The sequence below is a fragment of the Pseudomonas sp. Marseille-Q0931 genome (assembly GCF_940789645.1).
GTDB lineage: Bacteria > Pseudomonadota > Gammaproteobacteria > Pseudomonadales > Pseudomonadaceae > Aquipseudomonas.
On sequence record NZ_CALNWT010000002.1, the window covers coordinates 106,079 to 122,357 of the forward strand.

Annotated in this window: 9 protein-coding genes; all 9 read left to right on the forward strand. The window is 61.0% G+C overall.

Features of this window, described 5'->3' with window-relative positions; genetic code table 11:
* Positions 1-8: 8 nt before the first annotated feature.
* The 9 genes from P3C50_RS06865 to P3C50_RS06905 all read left to right on the forward strand — a co-directional run bounded on the left by P3C50_RS06865 (position 9) and on the right by P3C50_RS06905 (position 15,775).
* Positions 9-1,325: an HlyD family type I secretion periplasmic adaptor subunit gene (locus P3C50_RS06865; protein ID WP_275545420.1), complete on the forward strand. Its 1,317-nt coding sequence runs from the start codon at positions 9-11 to the stop codon at positions 1,323-1,325.
* Complete coding sequence (locus tag P3C50_RS06870) at positions 1,325-2,710, forward strand: TolC family outer membrane protein (protein ID WP_275545421.1); 1,386 nt, start codon at positions 1,325-1,327, stop codon at positions 2,708-2,710. The genes P3C50_RS06865 and P3C50_RS06870 overlap by 1 nt, the downstream gene beginning before the upstream one ends.
* On the forward strand, positions 2,707-3,753 hold the full coding sequence (gene gmd, locus P3C50_RS06875; RefSeq protein ID WP_275545422.1) for a GDP-mannose 4,6-dehydratase: 1,047 nt from the start codon (positions 2,707-2,709) through the stop codon (positions 3,751-3,753). Before P3C50_RS06870 ends, gmd begins: the two co-directional genes overlap by 4 nt.
* Before the next feature lie 104 nt (positions 3,754-3,857).
* Positions 3,858-4,631: an ABC transporter permease gene (locus tag P3C50_RS06880; protein WP_275545423.1), complete on the forward strand. Its 774-nt coding sequence runs from the start codon at positions 3,858-3,860 to the stop codon at positions 4,629-4,631.
* Positions 4,628-5,845 carry an ABC transporter ATP-binding protein gene (locus P3C50_RS06885; protein WP_275545424.1) on the forward strand — a complete coding sequence of 406 codons (1,218 nt, stop codon included), beginning with the start codon at positions 4,628-4,630 and terminating at the stop codon, positions 5,843-5,845. The genes P3C50_RS06880 and P3C50_RS06885 overlap by 4 nt, the downstream gene beginning before the upstream one ends.
* Positions 5,838-9,578 (forward strand): glycosyltransferase, encoded by a 3,741-nt coding sequence (locus P3C50_RS06890; protein WP_275545425.1) that lies wholly within the window; start codon positions 5,838-5,840, stop codon positions 9,576-9,578. Before P3C50_RS06885 ends, P3C50_RS06890 begins: the two co-directional genes overlap by 8 nt.
* A complete protein-coding gene (locus P3C50_RS06895) occupies positions 9,575-11,662 on the forward strand; it encodes an acyltransferase family protein (RefSeq protein ID WP_275545426.1) in 2,088 nt (695 codons plus the stop codon). The genes P3C50_RS06890 and P3C50_RS06895 overlap by 4 nt, the downstream gene beginning before the upstream one ends.
* 19 nt (positions 11,663-11,681) lie before the next feature.
* Positions 11,682-13,778, forward strand: a complete 2,097-nt coding sequence (locus P3C50_RS06900; protein WP_275545427.1) for an acyltransferase family protein — start codon at positions 11,682-11,684, stop codon at positions 13,776-13,778.
* Between the two features lie 248 nt (positions 13,779-14,026).
* Positions 14,027-15,775 (forward strand): DUF4214 domain-containing protein, encoded by a 1,749-nt coding sequence (locus P3C50_RS06905; protein ID WP_275545428.1) that lies wholly within the window; start codon positions 14,027-14,029, stop codon positions 15,773-15,775.
* The last annotated feature ends 504 nt before the right edge of the window (positions 15,776-16,279 follow it).

The following is a 16,279-nucleotide window of genomic DNA, read 5'->3' on the forward strand; positions in this document are numbered from 1 at the left end:
AGGTAGACATGAGTACCACGCCAACCCTCGATAGCAGTTTTTCCGACCTGCCTACCTCCGACCGCAAGCCTCGCACCATAGGCATGCTAATCGTGTTCGTAGCGTTTGGCCTGTTCGGCACCTGGGCAGTCTTTGCCCCCCTCGGTAGTGCTGCGCTAGCACCCGGTGTCGTTACCGTGCAGACCTACCGCAAAACCGTTCAACATCTCGAGGGCGGCATCGTCAAGGAGCTGCATGCGCGAGATGGTGATGTCGTGAAGGCCGGAGACCCGCTGATCGTACTCGATGACACGCAAGTGCGTGCCGAGTACGGAATGATCAGCAGTCAACTGATTGCAGCCCAGGCGATGGAAGCACGCTTGCGTGCCGAGCGCGACGAACTGCCGGAAATCGACTTCAGCAATATGCTGGAGATCGACAGCGAGCGCGCTCGCGAGGCTCGTGAGGGCGAGACCCAGGTATTCAATGCGCGCCGTGGCTCACGCCTTGGCGAAGTTTCCGTGCTGGAGAAGCGCATAGGCCAATTGCACGAGCAGATTCGCGGCCTGCAGTCCATGATCTCGACCAAACGAAATCTTGAGAAATCCTATCAGGGTGAAATTGGCGAGCTCACCGAGCTGCTGTCAGAAGGTTTCGTCGACAAGCAGCGCCTGCTCGATCAGCAGCGCAGGCTCGACATGGAACGCGCCGAGATAGCCGATCACGGCTCGCAAATTACCAAGACAAAATTGCAGATCAGCGAGACGGAGCTGCAGATCTTACAATTGAACAAGGATTTCAGTTCCGAGGTCGTCGGCCAGTTGGCTGAAGTCCAGACGCGCGTGTTCGACCTTCAGGAGCGCATGTCGGCCCTTGAGGAAAGACTGAGACGGATCGTGATCCGCGCCCCTGATGACGGCATGATCATTGGTATGAAGGTGCACACCATCGGGGGCGTGGTCAGCCCGGCAACGCCTCTGCTGGATATCGTGCCGTCGGTTTCCGATCTGGTCGTGGAAGCACAGGTCTCGCCGGTCGACATCGACCGTGTGTCGCCTGGCAAAACTGCAGATATCAGGTTCAGTGCATTCGGCAGTGCGACTCCGGTTATGGAAGGTACGGTCAACCATGTCTCTGGCGACCGGCTGATCAACGAACAGACAGGCATGCCGTATTACCTCGCCCGAGTAAGCCTGACCGAGAACGGGACGCGGACGCTGGGCTCGCTGAAACTGCAGCCTGGGATGCCTGCCGAGGTTCTCATCAATACGGGCGATCGGACCCTTCTCCAATACATCATGCAACCGATCACCAATGCGGTAGCGCGTTCGCTGATCGAGGATTGATGATGTACCGCCTGTTTCTCTTGCTGGTACTGGGTACCAGCATCACAGCTTACGCCGCCGAGCCCGAAACCGCCCCCAGCGGTGTAAGCGCCAATAACTACAGCGCCGACCTGGCGCAACTGTATCGCGAGTCTCGGCTGGAGGACCCGCGCGTACTCATGGCCTTCGCCCGTGCCCAGGCAGGGCGCGAGCGCGAGCGCGAAGCATTCGGTGCCTTGCTGCCCCAAGTGAGCGCCAACAGTAGCTTCAACCGTACCAGCCGCGATGACGAGCGAACTCGCGAGCAGTACAACAATGATCGCTACGCCCTGAGTCTCAGCCAGCACCTCTACAACAAGGAAGCCTGGGAGCGTTACCAGAAATTCAAGGACCTCGCCAAACAGAGCGAATTCGAGTCTACCGATGCGCAGGCAGAGGCTACTATCGAACTGGCCCAGCGCTATTTCGTTGCCCTGGCGTCCGACGACGAACTTGAACTGATCATGGCTGAGCGCCGAGCGACCCAGAAGAACCTTGATCGAGTCAACGCACTCTATGCGCGTCAGATGGCAATGGTCACCGACGTGCTGGACCTCAAGGCTCGTGTCGATGCTCTGGCCGCACAGGAAGTCGAGGCACGTAACCAGGTGCGTCTGAGCCGCGAAGCGCTCGCCGAACTGGTAGGACGCCCCGTGAACGAGCGGCTGAGCCGCATTCGGGAAGATGTCGAGCTGCAAGTGCCGTCAGGCTCACTGGAGTCCTGGGCAGAGCGCGCGTTGAATGCAAGCCCGGCTCTGCAGGCACAGCAAAGCGGTGTTTCAGCTGCCAACGCTGCGTTGCGTGAAGCTCGCGGTGGCCATTATCCAAGCCTGAGCCTGGGCCTGAGCGCTCAGCGAAGCGATGTAGGTTATGACAACACCCTCGCGCCTCGAACCGACACCTATGTCGCCACACTGGGCGTACAGATCCCTCTTTACAGCGGCGGTTCGACCTCAGCCAGAGTGCGCGCGCTCTATAACGATCAAATTACCGCCGAGCAGCAACTCGAAGGGGTGCGCAGGCAAGTACTCAAGGAAACCACCAGCGCCTACCTGAGCATTCAGGCAAGTGTCGAGAAGGTCAAAGCCTCGCGCAATGCACTTGAATCTGCTGAACAATCGAGCATTGCAGCCGAAAAAGGATTCAGCTTCGGTGTGGTCAATGCCGTCGATGTGCTTACCAGCGTGCAGAACGAATACAAGGCACGTCGGGACCTTCTAAAGTCGCAGTACGACTTCATCAATGGTCTGTTGTCTCTCAATCGCTGGGCTGGTGGCTTGAGTGAGAGCAGCATCGAAAATGTCAACCAATGGCTTGCGCAGAACAATGAAGAAGCGCGTGCCCTCGAGCGGAAAACAACGGAATGAGCATGCATAGTAGAACCGCGGTTATAACCGGTATCACTGGGCAAGATGGTGCCTATCTGGCTGCCTTTCTTATCGATAAAGGCTACAGGGTTTTCGGCACTTACCGCCGTACCAGCTCGGTGAATTTCTGGCGTATCGAAGAGCTGGGCATCGCCGAGCATCCCAGCCTCGAACTCGTCGAGCATGACCTCACCGATCTGAGCGCCAGCATCAGACTGCTGCAGATGGCAGAGCCGGACGAGGTATACAACCTTGCGGCACAGAGCTTCGTGGGCGTGTCCTTCGGTCAACCGCTGACCACCGCAGAAATCACCGGCCTGGGTGCGGTGAACATGCTAGAGGCGATTCGCATCGTCAATCCCAAGATTCGCTTCTATCAGGCATCCACTTCGGAGATGTTCGGCAAGGTGCAGGAAACACCGCAGGTCGAGTCGACTCCGTTCTACCCGCGCAGCCCTTACGGTGTCGCCAAGTTGTACGCGCACTGGATGACCATCAACTACCGCGAGTCGTACGACATCTTCGGCACCAGCGGCATCCTCTTCAACCATGAGTCGCCGCTGCGCGGCAAAGAGTTCGTGACCCGCAAGATCACCGACAGCGTTGCCCGTATCGCACTTGGCAAACAGAACGTGCTCGAGCTCGGCAACCTCGATGCCAAGCGTGACTGGGGTTACGCCAAGGAGTACGTCGACCTGATGTGGCGCATGCTCCAGGCCGAAGAGCCGGACACCTTCGTGATCGCCACCAACCGCACCGAAACCGTGCGTGACTTCGTCAACATGGCGTTCAAGGCTGTGGACATCCAGCTCGAGTGGAGCGGCAGCGGTGAAGACGAGCAAGGCGTCGACGTGAATACCGGCAAGACGCTGGTACAGGTCAACCCACGCTTCTACCGCCCCGCCGAGGTGGAACTGCTGATCGGCAATCCGCAGAAGGCCCAGGATGTGCTTGGCTGGAAACCGCATACCACCCTCGAGCAGCTTTGCGACCTGATGGTCAAGGCTGATCTTGAGCGCGTCAAGACAGGCAAGTCCTTCTAACATCCCCACGATGCCGCATGGCCGACGTTATCGAAGCCCGATAAACGTCGGCCCCGTATCTCAACAGCGAGGTTTCCAGCCGTTTGAACAGCAAAGTCGCGCAAATGTGGTCCGCACGCCACTTCATCAAGAGCTCGATTCGCAATGAGTTCATGGCGCGGGTGGTCAGAAGCCGGCTGGGGCTTATCTGGATCGTTCTACTGCCTCTGGCCCAAGCGGCCATCTACGCCTTCGTACTCTCCATGTTCATGCAGGCCAGGTTTCCCGGCGTGCAGTCCGAACACGCCTACCCCATCTACCTGATGTCCGGGATTCTCGCCTGGTCGCTGTTTTCCGACATCGTCGGACGCAGCCTCGGCGTATTCATCGACAACAGCAACCTGATCAAGAAGATGGCGTTCCCAAGGCTGGCACTTCCCATCGCTGCCTTGGGGAGCGCCATCATCAACAACCTGTTGCTTCTGCTGGCCATCCTGCTGATCTTCGTCGTGCTTGGCCACAACGTCATAGCCAGCCTGATCTGGCTGCCCGTGCTGTATGGGCTGGTGATCTTCCTGGCGGCCGGGCTCGGCCTGGCAATCAGCATTCTCAATGTGTTCATGCGTGACATAGGACAGCTTGTCGGGATCGGTCTGCAGTTCGGTTTCTGGCTCACCCCTATCGTCTATACCCTGGACGTGATGCCGCCTACCGCTCAACTGGCGCTTTCCTACAACCCGCTCACGGCAATCGTTCAGGCCTATCAGGCAGTGCTTGTATTCGGACGGGCGCCGGATCTGTCAGCGCTACTCTACCCAGCGGCACTCGCCTTGCTGGTGATGGTTTTGGCGATATTTCTTTACCGCCGCGGCATTGAAGAAGTGGTGGACGCGCTATGAGTGCAATGTTGCAGATAACCAATCTGGGCAAAGTGTTCAGGCAATATCGACGCGAGCGCCATCGGGTGTTGTCCTGGCTGGGCATCCCCACGCCAGGGGCCGAAGAGCACTGGGCGCTGCGTGATATCTCCTTCACGCTTGGGGCCGGTGAAACCGTCGGCCTGATAGGGCTCAACGGCGCGGGCAAGAGCACGCTGCTCAAGATCATCACCGGCACCCTCAAGCCGACGCTGGGCAGCCTCGCCGTGCGCGGTCGCATTGCTGCCATTCTCGAACTGGGCATGGGCTTCCACCCGGATCTCAGTGGCCGGCAGAACGTCTATCACGTCGCCGGGCTCATGGGATACACGGCCGGGCAAGTGAATGAGCTGATCGACGACATCCATGCCTTTTCGGAAATTGGTGAGTACATCGACCAGCCGGTTCGTACCTACTCCAGCGGCATGCAGGTGCGCCTGGCATTCGCGGTGGCAACCGCCTGGCGCCCGGACATACTGATCGTCGACGAGGCGCTGTCAGTGGGCGACGCCTACTTCCAGCACAAGAGCTTCGAACGCATCCGCCAATTTTCTCGTGAAGGCACCACCATATTGCTGGTGAGTCACGACAAACAGGCCATCCAGAGCATCTGCGACCGCGCCATCCTGCTGGAACATGGCCGCGTGGTCATGCAGGGCGAGCCCGACCAGGTAATGGATTACTACAATGCCATGCTCGCTGCTCACCAGGAGCAAAAGATCACCTACGATCCGCAGGCCAAAGCCTTGCTATCGGGCACGGGCGAATTGGTATTCGGTGATATTTCATTGCTCGCCGATGGGCGGCCGGTGGAAAAAATCGACGTCGGCCAACGCGTGCATCTGCGGGTAACTGCCCACTGCAAGCAGGCGGTGCCTGACGTGGTAATCGGTTTTCTGATCAAGGATCGTTACGGGCAGGACGTATTCGGCACCAATACCCGCCACCTGCAACAGATCGCCGAGGCGCCCCAGGCGGGCCAACAGCTGTGCTGGGACTTCGAATTCGATGCCAGCATCGGCCCCGGCACCTATTCCATCACGCTAGCCCTGCACAGCCGTAACGGTCATATCGATCGCAATTACGCGTGGCAGGAGCGCGCCATCATGTTTGAAGTCATCAACCAGAGCCACCCCGAGTTCGCCGGTGTGGCCTGGCTAGGCGCGAATCTGGAGTGTACACAGCACCATGAGTGACACCTTTTACCGAGCGCTGGAAGAGCGCTTCCGCGCGCCAGTGGACGAAATTCAGCGCCGCCTGTCCATCTATCGGCCCTTTCTGCAAGCGCTGCGGCAGCAAAACCCGAAGGCCCAGGGGTTCGATATCGGCTGCGGTCGTGGTGAATGGCTGCGGGTTTTGCAAGACGAGGGCATCAGCGCGCAGGGGGTCGACCTCGATGACGAGATGCTGCGCGCCTGTCATGAATCCGGCCTGCAGGCACGCAATCAGGACGCGCTCAGCGCCCTGCGCGAATTGCCGCCCGAGAGCCTGGATTTGGTGTCCGCCTTTCATGTGGTCGAGCACCTGGAGTTCGATTACCTGCGCGAGTTGATCGACGAAGCGTATCGGGTACTCGTGCCGGGCGGCCTGCTGATCATGGAAACCCCCAATAGCGAGAACCTGCTGGTCGGCACCAACAGTTTCTATCTGGACCCGACCCACCAGCGGCCCGTGCCCTCGTTGTTTCTGGAGTTTCTCTGCCAGCATGCCGGCTTTCCGCAGAGCAGCCTCATGCGCCTGCAAGAGGACCCGGCCCTGCATAACCCCGAAGCCTTCATCGGCCTCTGGCAAGTGCTGTATGGCGCCAGTCCGGACTACGCCGTCATCGCACGCAAGACCGCCGAGCGAAGCGATGATGAGTTGAGCACGCTGCTGCAGCATGAATATGGCCTCAGCCTGCAGTCGCTGGCGCTGCGTCATGACCAGCAACACCTGCAACTGCTTCAGCGTCAGCAACAGCACCAGCAACAACGCGAGCAACAGGAAGCCCGGCACGTTCAACAGCTGAGTGCCTTGCAGGCGCAGATCGAGCAACTGGCCGAGCGCCACACCCTGCACGCGCAACATATCGAGCGTACCGAGGCGCTGCTGGCACAGATTTACAGCAGCCGCTCCTGGCGCATTACCCGCCCGCTGCGCGAGTTCACCGACTTCCTGCGCCACGGCAACATGCGCGGGCTTTCCCGCTTCGCCTTGCGGCCGCTAGGCCTGGCCATCGCCTGCGCCCGGCGCAACTCCACCGTTGCAGGCGCGGCACGCAAAATGCTCAACCGAATGCCAGCGCTCAATGCCAGGCTGCAACGCCTGGAACTGGCTCTCAGCCGCAATGCCGTGCAGCAGGATACCCTGCAGGATGGCTATGCACCTCAGGTTGTGCGCCTGCAGCGCCGCCTGGCCTCTTTGCAACAGGTCGACCGTCCTGCTCCGGTAGGCAAGCCCCGCCTGGCGTTCGTATCGCCACTGCCACCCGAGCACACCGGCATCGCCGATTACAGCGCCGAACTGCTGCCTGCACTGGCGGCCCACTACCGTATCGACGTCATCGTCAATCAGCCTCGGCTCGACCCACTGCAGCCAGCCGATGCCTACCCAATTCATGACGCGGCCTGGCTGCGTGAGCACGCCGATGATTTCGATGCGGTGCTTTACCATATCGGCAACTCGGCCTATCACGACTGGATGGTGGCACTGCTCGACGACGTTCCCGGCATCATCGTGCTGCATGACTTCTACCTGAGCGGCCTGATCTGGTCGCTCGAACAGATGCCCGAGCACCGTGGCGTCAAGCTGCGCGAACTGCAGTACAGCCATGGCTACCTGGCCCTCAGGGAATGCCTGGAGGGAGCTGGCAGCGCACAGATCGCCTACAGCTACCCATTCAACCGCAGCATCATCGAGAGCGCGACCGGCATCATCGTCCACGGCGACGTGTCCATTCGCCTGGCCCAGCAGTGGTACGGACCGCAGGCTGGCGCCGACTGGCACACCATCCCTCTGCTACGGGCGCCTGCCGAGCTGGGTGACAAACACGCCATCCGCCAGCGGCTACAATTGCCGAGTGACGCCTTCATCCTGTGCAGTTACGGCCAACTGGGCGAAACCAAGCTCAACCATCGCCTGCTTCAGGCCTGGCTGGCCAGTACCCTGGCGCAGTCTGACAACAGCTATCTGATTTTCGTCGGCGAGCTCGGCAAGAGCGCCTATGCGCAGAAGCTGCGCGCCGCCATTGCCCAGAGCGGCCTGCAGGATCGGATTCGCATCACCGGCCGGGTAGATAGCGAGCATTATCGGCTGTATCTCGGTGCCGCCGACATGGCCGTGCAGTTGCGCGCACTGTCGCGTGGGGAAACCTCTGCCGCCGTTCTCGACTGCATGAACCACTGCCTGCCGACCATCGTCAACGCCAACGGCAGCATGGCCGACCTCAGCAGCGACAGCGTCTATCGCATCGCCGATGACTTCACCGATGAAGCCCTGACCGCCGCGCTGCAGGCGCTTGGCAATGACGCCGAGCGGCGCCAGGCGCTTGGCCAGCGTGCGCGCGCAATCATCGAGCAGCAGCACGCGCCGCAACATTGTGCGGCGCTCTACCAGCAAGCCATCAGTCAGGTGGTCGCCGAGCAGCAAGCCAGCCGCCAACTGCAACTCAAGGCGCTAGGCAAATTGCCTCAGCCGCTGCATCGAAACACCCTACTGGCGGTGGCCGAACAGTTGATGCCGTCTCAGCCGGTCAGCCTGCACCAGCCGTGTATCTACATCGATATCACCGCCACCGCGCAGTCGGAACGACGTACTGGCATCGAGCGCGTTGCCCGCGCCCTGACGCTCGCCCTGCTGCAATCGCCGCCAGAAGGCTATCGCGTAGAGCCGGTCTACCTCACGCACCAGGATGGACGCTGGCACTATCGCCTGGCTAATGCCTACACCTGCCGCATGCTCGGCATCGAGGCCGTCGTGCCGGACCGCGGCATCGCCTGCCGCCCAGGTGATCGCCTCATTGCCCTCGATTACTCCGGCGAGGCCCTGGTACGGGCCAGCCAGAGCGGATTGTACGAACATCTGCGCGAGCAGGGCGTGAGCTGCCACCTGCTGCTCCACGATTTGCTGCCAGTGACACGCCCCGAACTGTTCCCTGCCCAGTCGCACCAGCATTTCGGGCGTTGGCTGGAGCACGCCATCGCGCTCGACGGCATCATCTGCGTGACCCGTACCGTCAGCGAGGAGCTGCGGGCATGGTTGCGCCAGGAGCGCCCGGCGCGAGCCGAAACCCTGACCATCGACTACTCCCATCATGGTGCCGACCTCTCCGGCTCCGCTCCCACGCTCGGCCTGCCGGATGACGCCGAGCAACTGTTCGCCGGCATCGCCGCGCGTCCCAGCGTGCTGATGGTCGGCACGCTGGAGCCGCGCAAGGGCTACCTGCAGGCGGTTCAGGCGTTCGGCGAATTGTGGCAGCAGGGCGTGGACATCAACCTGCTGATAGTCGGCCGCGAGGGCTGGACGGATCTGGCCGACGGCCAGCGCCGCGATATTCCCAAACTGATGCAACTACTGCGTCAGCACCCGGAAATGGGTAAGCGGCTGCACTGGTTCGATGGCGTCAGCGACGAGTTCCTGGAGCGCCTGTACGCCGAAGCCGATGGCTTGCTCGCTGCCTCGGAAGACGAAGGCTTCGGGCTGCCCCTGATCGAGGCCGCCCAGAAAGGCCTACCCATCCTGGCGCGCGACATCCCGGTATTCCGCGAAGTCGCGGGCGAGCATGCTGCCTACTTCCAGGCTGGCAACCCGGCACAACTGGCTGCTGCCATCAATGCCTGGCGGCTCGACGGTTTCAGGCCTGCCTCCACTGACATGCCCTGGCTGACCTGGCAGCAAAGTGCCGACAACCTTCAGCGGATCATTCTTCGCGACAGAGAACAGCACCCATGAGTCACGGAGTGACGGGGTCACCCGCACGTTATTACCCCTATATAGATGGTCTGCGTGCGCTGGCCGTGCTTTCGGTACTGGTTTACCACCTGCACGGCCCCTGGCTGCCCGGCGGTTTCGTCGGGGTGGATGTGTTCTTCGTCATCTCCGGCTTCGTCGTCAGTGCCTCCATCGCCAGCTTCAAGGGCCAGGGGCTGTGGCAGTTCCTGGCTTACTTCTACGCCCGCCGCATCCGCCGCATCTTCCCGGCCCTGATTGCCTGCTTGCTGATAACCAGCCTGGCCAGTGCGCTGTTCATACCTTCCATCTGGCTTAGCGAGGTCAACCAGCGCACCGGCATCTACGCCTTCTTCGGCCTGAGCAACTTCATCCTCGCGCAAACCGGACGGGATTACTTCGCCCCCACCACCGAGTTCAACCCCTACACCCACACCTGGTCGCTGGCCGTCGAAGAGCAGTTCTATCTGGTCTTCCCCTTCCTCTTCCTCGCCTGGCTGTCAGGCCCTCGCGGCCGCAAGCTCTCCGTCCTGCTGTTTGCCGCCACCGCAGCGGCTTCCGTTGTCCTCGCGGGCTGGCAGAGCCAAGCCAACCCCACCCAAGCCTACTTTCTGACGCCGGCCCGCTTCTGGGAACTGGCGGCAGGCGTGCTGCTGTACCAGCTGCTCAGCCAACTGCCTGAACGCACCAGCGAGGCGCGTCACACCTGGCTCTACGCGCTTGCAGCCAGCCTGTCGCTGATGCTGGTGCTGCTCGCCTTCGTCGTATCGACGCCCCAGCGCTTCCCCATGCCCGGCGCCTTGCTGGCCGTTGTGGGAACCCTGGGCGTGCTGGGGCTGCTCTACCATCACGCAGGCCTGCATCGGCTGCACAGCCTGCTCGGCAGCCGCCCGCTTGTGGCCGTGGGCAGGATTTCCTACTCACTGTACCTCTGGCACTGGCCGGTTTTCGTTCTGTTCCGCTGGACCGTCGGGCTGGAAACCCCGCTGCAGCGAACCTTCGCAGTAGCGCTGGCCTTCGCACTGGCCATGGCCTCCTACCGCTGGATCGAAACGCCGGTGCGTCATGCCGCCTTCATGCGCCGCATACCCCAGCCCGCAGTGATCGCCTGCGGCCTGCTGATCATCCTGGCCGGCTGGTCGGGCGCACGCTATATCGATATGAAACAGCCGCAACTGTCGCTGAGCAGCGTCAGCCATACCCCAGATGACTGGTATCCACGCGGTGCATCCAGCTTCAAGGAATTTCCAGGCTGCATCGCAGACCCCGAATACCGGGTGGTCAATGGCGCCACCCTGATGCTTTACACCCCGCACGGCTGCACCCAGCCCCGCCCCCTGAAGGAGCGCGTGCTCTACGTCATCGGCGACTCCCACGCCATGGCCTATGAAGGCTTGTTCAAGCAATACGCCATCACAGAGTCGATTCGCGTGCACGCCTACGTCAAAAGCGGATGCGCCTTCATCAGCCTGCAACCCTGGAACAACGACGCCGCCTGCCGGCAGTTCGCCCGCGATGTTCTCAGCAACCTGACCGAACTCAAGGCAGGCGACGTGCTGTTCCTGCCGTCGCTGCGCCTGCCCAGGTTCGCCGATCAATGGGCCTTCCTCGGTATGGAGCAGGCGTACGACGGCATGTTCGGCGCACAAGCCGATGCCGGTCGCCGGCAGGTCGTGGACGAAACCGTTGTCATGCTGCGCGAATTTACCGAGCGCGGCGTACAGGTGGTTTTCGAGGCACCCAAGCCGCTGTTCAAGGCGCCGCCGTTCCGTTGTACCGACTGGTTCAACCGGGCTAACCCGATCTGCGCGCAGGGCCTGGAAATCTCCCGACAGCAACTGCAGGAATATCGTCAGCCGGTCTTGACGGCCTTTGCCGAAATCCAGCGACAGCTACCCACCATCGGCATCTGGGACCCCTTCCCCATTCTCTGCCCCGCCGAAACCTGCAGCGCCTGGCACGAAGCCAGGCCGCTATTTCTGGATGCCGACCACATCAGTGGTTACGGCAACAGCCGGCTGCTGGCAGACTTCAGCACCTACATGAACGCCCGCCTGGAAAGCCCCCTGGCGCGGCATACCCCTTGAGCGAAATGGCCCCGCACGCATGTCGTCCTCGCTGAAAAGCGTCACTGGCAGCCCCCTCGCGCCCCTGCCGTATCAACCCTATATAGATGGCATGAGGGCGCTGGCCGTGCTCTCGGTACTGATCTACCACCTGCACGGTCCCTGGCTGCCCGGCGGCTTCGTCGGTGTGGACGTATTTTTCGTCATCTCCGGCTTCGTCGTCAGCGCCTCGATCGCTGGCTTCAAAGGCCGGGGCCTGTGGCAGTTCCTCGGCTACTTCTATAGCCGCCGCATCACCCGCATCTTTCCCGCGCTGATCGTCTGCCTGCTGGTCACCGCCCTGTTCAGCGCCCTGTTCATTCCTGCTGCCTGGCTCAGCGCCGTCAACCAGCAAACCGGCTTCTATGCGTTCTTCGGCCTGAGCAACTTCATCCTCGCGCAATCGGGGCGCGACTACTTCGCACCGGCCACCGAGTACAACCCCTACACCCACACCTGGTCGCTGGCGGTCGAGGAACAGTTCTATCTCGTCTTTCCGCTGCTATTCATCGCCTGGCTGGTCGGGGGCCGAGGGCGCAAGCTGTCCGCAGGGCTGTTCGCCATCGGCGCGCTGGCCTCCATCGGCTATGCCATATGGACCTTGCGCAGCGACCCTGTAGCGGCCTTCTTTCTCGCACCGGGACGCTTCTGGGAGCTGGCGGCGGGCGTGCTGCTCTACCAGTGCATCGGCCAGCGCCGCGAACAGCCAACGGCGCGGCACTGGGACGGGCTGGCATTGGCGGCGCTGCTGCTGATTCTGCTGGCGTTCATCCTGTCGCGCTCGAGCAACTTTCCCTTCCCCGGCGCCTTGCTGGCCGTGGCGGGCACCCTCGGGCTGATCATCTGCCTGCACCGCCGCCCCGGCTTCATGCATCGCGTACTGGGCTGGCGGGGCCTGGTGATGGTCGGGCGTATCTCCTACTCCCTGTACCTGTGGCACTGGCCCGTGTTCGTACTGTTTCGCTGGACCTGCGGCCTGGAGACCGCTGTAACCCGGCTGGCAGCAGTGGCACTGGCTTTTCTGCTGGCGTTTGCCTCCTACCACTGGGTGGAAAACCCGCTGCGCCACGCCACCCTGCTGCGGCGCCTGCCGAAGGCGGTGACGATCCTTGCCGGGCTGGCAGCCATCGGCCTGGGGAGCTGGGGCGCGCGCCTGCTCGACGAACACACGGCCTCCATCTCCCTGAGCCAGCTCAGCCGCCAGCCCGAGCTGTGGTACCCCCACGGCTGGTCCGCCAACCCCCAGCGCCCCGGATGCAATGCCGATCCCGAATACCGCAATGCCGAGGGCGGGTTGCTGCTGATCTATCAGGCGCGGGGCTGCCAGGAGCCGCTGCCGCCAGCCAGCACCACGCTCTATGTCATCGGTGATTCCCACGCCCTGGCCTATGAAGGACTGTTCAAGCAGTACGCCATGCAAACCGGGCGCACCGTGCATGCCTATAACAATGGCGGCTGCCCCTTCATCAGCCTGCAGCCCTGGCGGGACAGCGAAAACCCCGGCTGCCTCCAGCACATCGACGCGGCGCTACGCGACCTGCGTACCCGGATAAAACCGGGCGATATCCTCTTCCTGCCCTCGCTGCGCATGCCTAGGCTGGCTGACCAGTGGGGCGTGTTCAGTGATGAGAAAGTACAGGAACAGGTATTCAGCGACCGCGCCATTGCCGGCCGCCAGCGCGCACAGGCTGACGCGGTAGAGGTCTTGCGTGAGTTTGCCGCTGGCGGCGTGCATATCATCCTGGAGGGGCCCAAGCCGCTGTTCAAGGCCCCACCGTTCCGCTGTGCGGACTGGTTCAGCCGGCACAACCCGGTCTGCGCACCCGGCTTCAGCCTACCGCGTGAAGAGCTACAGGCGTACCGCCAGCCGGTACTGGATGGCTTTGCCGAAATTGCCCGGCAACTGCCCGGCGTGGGCATCTGGGACCCCTTCCCGCTGCTGTGCCCAGGGGCCGAGTGCTCGGCCTGGCGCGACGGCCAGCCCCTGTTTCTCGACGGCGACCATCTCAGCGGCTATGGTAATCAATTGCTGCTGCCCTACTTCATTCACCATCTGGAAACCCAGGCAGTTGATGAAGACAGGAAATTGGCGCCATGACCTTGAAATTGCTCGCATCATTTTGATGTTAGTCTTGTTGCCTGCGACGAAAAATGTGTAGCATGACGGGGCTTGATATCGAGTGTATGCAAATGCCTAGGACAACGAGCATTGCGGCACCTGATACTGCACCACCCATCAAGGGGGGCCATGCCCCGATGGGGCATGGCAGGTAGGCCGAGCCGACGGGCTCTATGCACCCAGGTCTACATGTCGATTCGACCTAAATTTTTTGGAGAGATTGCTAAATGGCAACTGCATCTGATCTGCAACAGCTGTACATCGGTTACTTCGGCCGCGCGGCCGACCAAGCTGGTCTGAACTTCTGGCTGGACGCCATCAACAGCGGCGGCCTGAGCCTGGACAACGTTCACACTGCATTCGTCAACAGCGACGAGTACAACGCTCAGTACGAAGGCATGACCGTCAGCGAAAAAGTAGCTGCCGTTTACGAAAACGTCCTGGGTCGCGTTGCTGACGAAGCCGGTCTGGAGTTCTGGACCAACGCCATCAACACCGGTCTGATCACCGAAGACCAGCTGATCGAAGGCCTGCTGAGCGGCCTGAGTGCCAACGATGCTGCGATCATTTCCAACAAGATCGTTGTTGCTAACTACTACACCTCCGCCAAGGGCGACGCTTACGTCGAAGCCAGCAAGGCTGAAAGCGCCGGCATCCTGGCAGGCGTAGACGCCACCGTTGCCAGCGTTTCCGCTGCGCTGAACGACGTTGCTGCTGTTACCGGCGTAAGCAATGCACAGCTGGCCTCTGCCCTGGCTACTCTGGATGCCGCGCAAGATGCACAACAGGCCTACGCCGAAGCGTACCTGGGCGCTGCAGCAACCAAGACCCCTGCTGACGTTGCTACCGCCCAAGGCGACATCAACGCCGCTGTTGGCACTGCTGCTACCGCTCTGAACAATGCAATTACTGCCGTTGGCGGTACTGCTATTGATCCGACCCCGGGTACCGGTGACAGCGCTGCAAACATCACTGTCAAGATCCAGTCTGCTGTCACCCTGGCTGCTAACAACGTGACCACTGCTCAAGCAGGCGTTAGCGCTGTAACCGGCCTGACCGCGAAGGTCAACACCTTCAACTCTCAGCTGGCTGCTTTCGAGAACGCTGTTAAGGCCGCCAATGCTGCTGAACTCGAGCAAGATGCCGAACAGGCCAAGTTCGAAGTGGTCAACGGTGGTGCCGTTACCATTAACGCTAACGGCACTATTGCTAACGTTATCGTTCTGGACAGCAGCAACAATCTGGTTCTTGACAGCACTTACGCTGCCGGCGCCAATCCGACTCAGCTGGCTGCAGCCAACGAACTGCTGAAAGACATCAAAACCAGCCTGGCCGCTGAAAAAGCGCAAACTGACGCAGCTGCTGCCCTCGACAAAACTGGTGCACAGATCGATGCCCTGGGCGCCGACGCCTACACCGCTGTTGTAGGTGATACCGCCGGCTCCTTCGCTGGTGGCCCGGCTGCCGACCTGGTTGAAGCTCTGGCTGAGCAGAAAGCTCTGCAAGATGCCATTCCGCCGTTCAACGAGGCGGCCGCTGACGCAGCCGAGTACCAAGCCCTGGCTGATGCAATCACCGCTGCTGAAACTGCCATCACTTCTGGCCTGGGTTACACCGTTGAGGTAGTTGATGCAGCTACCGAAGCTGGCACTGCTGGCAAGGATGTTTTCCTGGTTGGCGATACTGACTCTACTATCACCATCACCGCTGGCGACGTCCTGTTCGTTGGCCCGGGCTTCAAGCTGGGTACCGACACTGACAAGACCACCGTCAAGGTTGAGGGCGGTGACGCCAGCGTCCTGGAAGTGTTCCTGACCCAGGCTAATGGTGCTGGCAACGTCCACGTTGTAGTCGAGCAGACTGCGTTCGGTAGCAACGCAGCCACTCAAGAAGTAACCACCATCGAACTGGCCGGTGTTACCGACATCAGCAAAGTAAGCTTCGATGCCCAAACCGGCCTGATCTCCATCGCCTGATGTGATCTGTCCGTCCTGCACGACACGGCACCTGCCCGTGTCGTGTAGCCATAAAAACCCGGCTTTTGCCGGGTTTTTTATTGACCTTAATTAGCTGCCCCCTTAATAGGCGTCCTGCTACGACAAAGGCGCTCATCAGTGACAGTAGGCGCTCCTGCCTTGCACCATGCCATGACTGAATAATTGTGCTTACTCAGGCACTGTCAGTGAGTTCACTAGCTGCATCATCAAAGCGCCCTCATCAGACTATAGCGACCGCAAGACACGAGCATATATTGACTCCGACACGTCAGAGCGATGGGTAATATTGCCTGCACTGGCCGACCTTTCACATACAATTACTGTACGCCCGCACTCATCGCCCGCGAGCTTCCCTGCTCGCAACAAAGCAGCCAATACGCAGCCCGTGCAAAAGCAAACGCCCCGTAAGCCGGGGCGTTTTGGGTACAGCTTCAAGCGCTTCTAATGTGCCATGCGTTATTTCACCCAGCACCTAGACTGCCG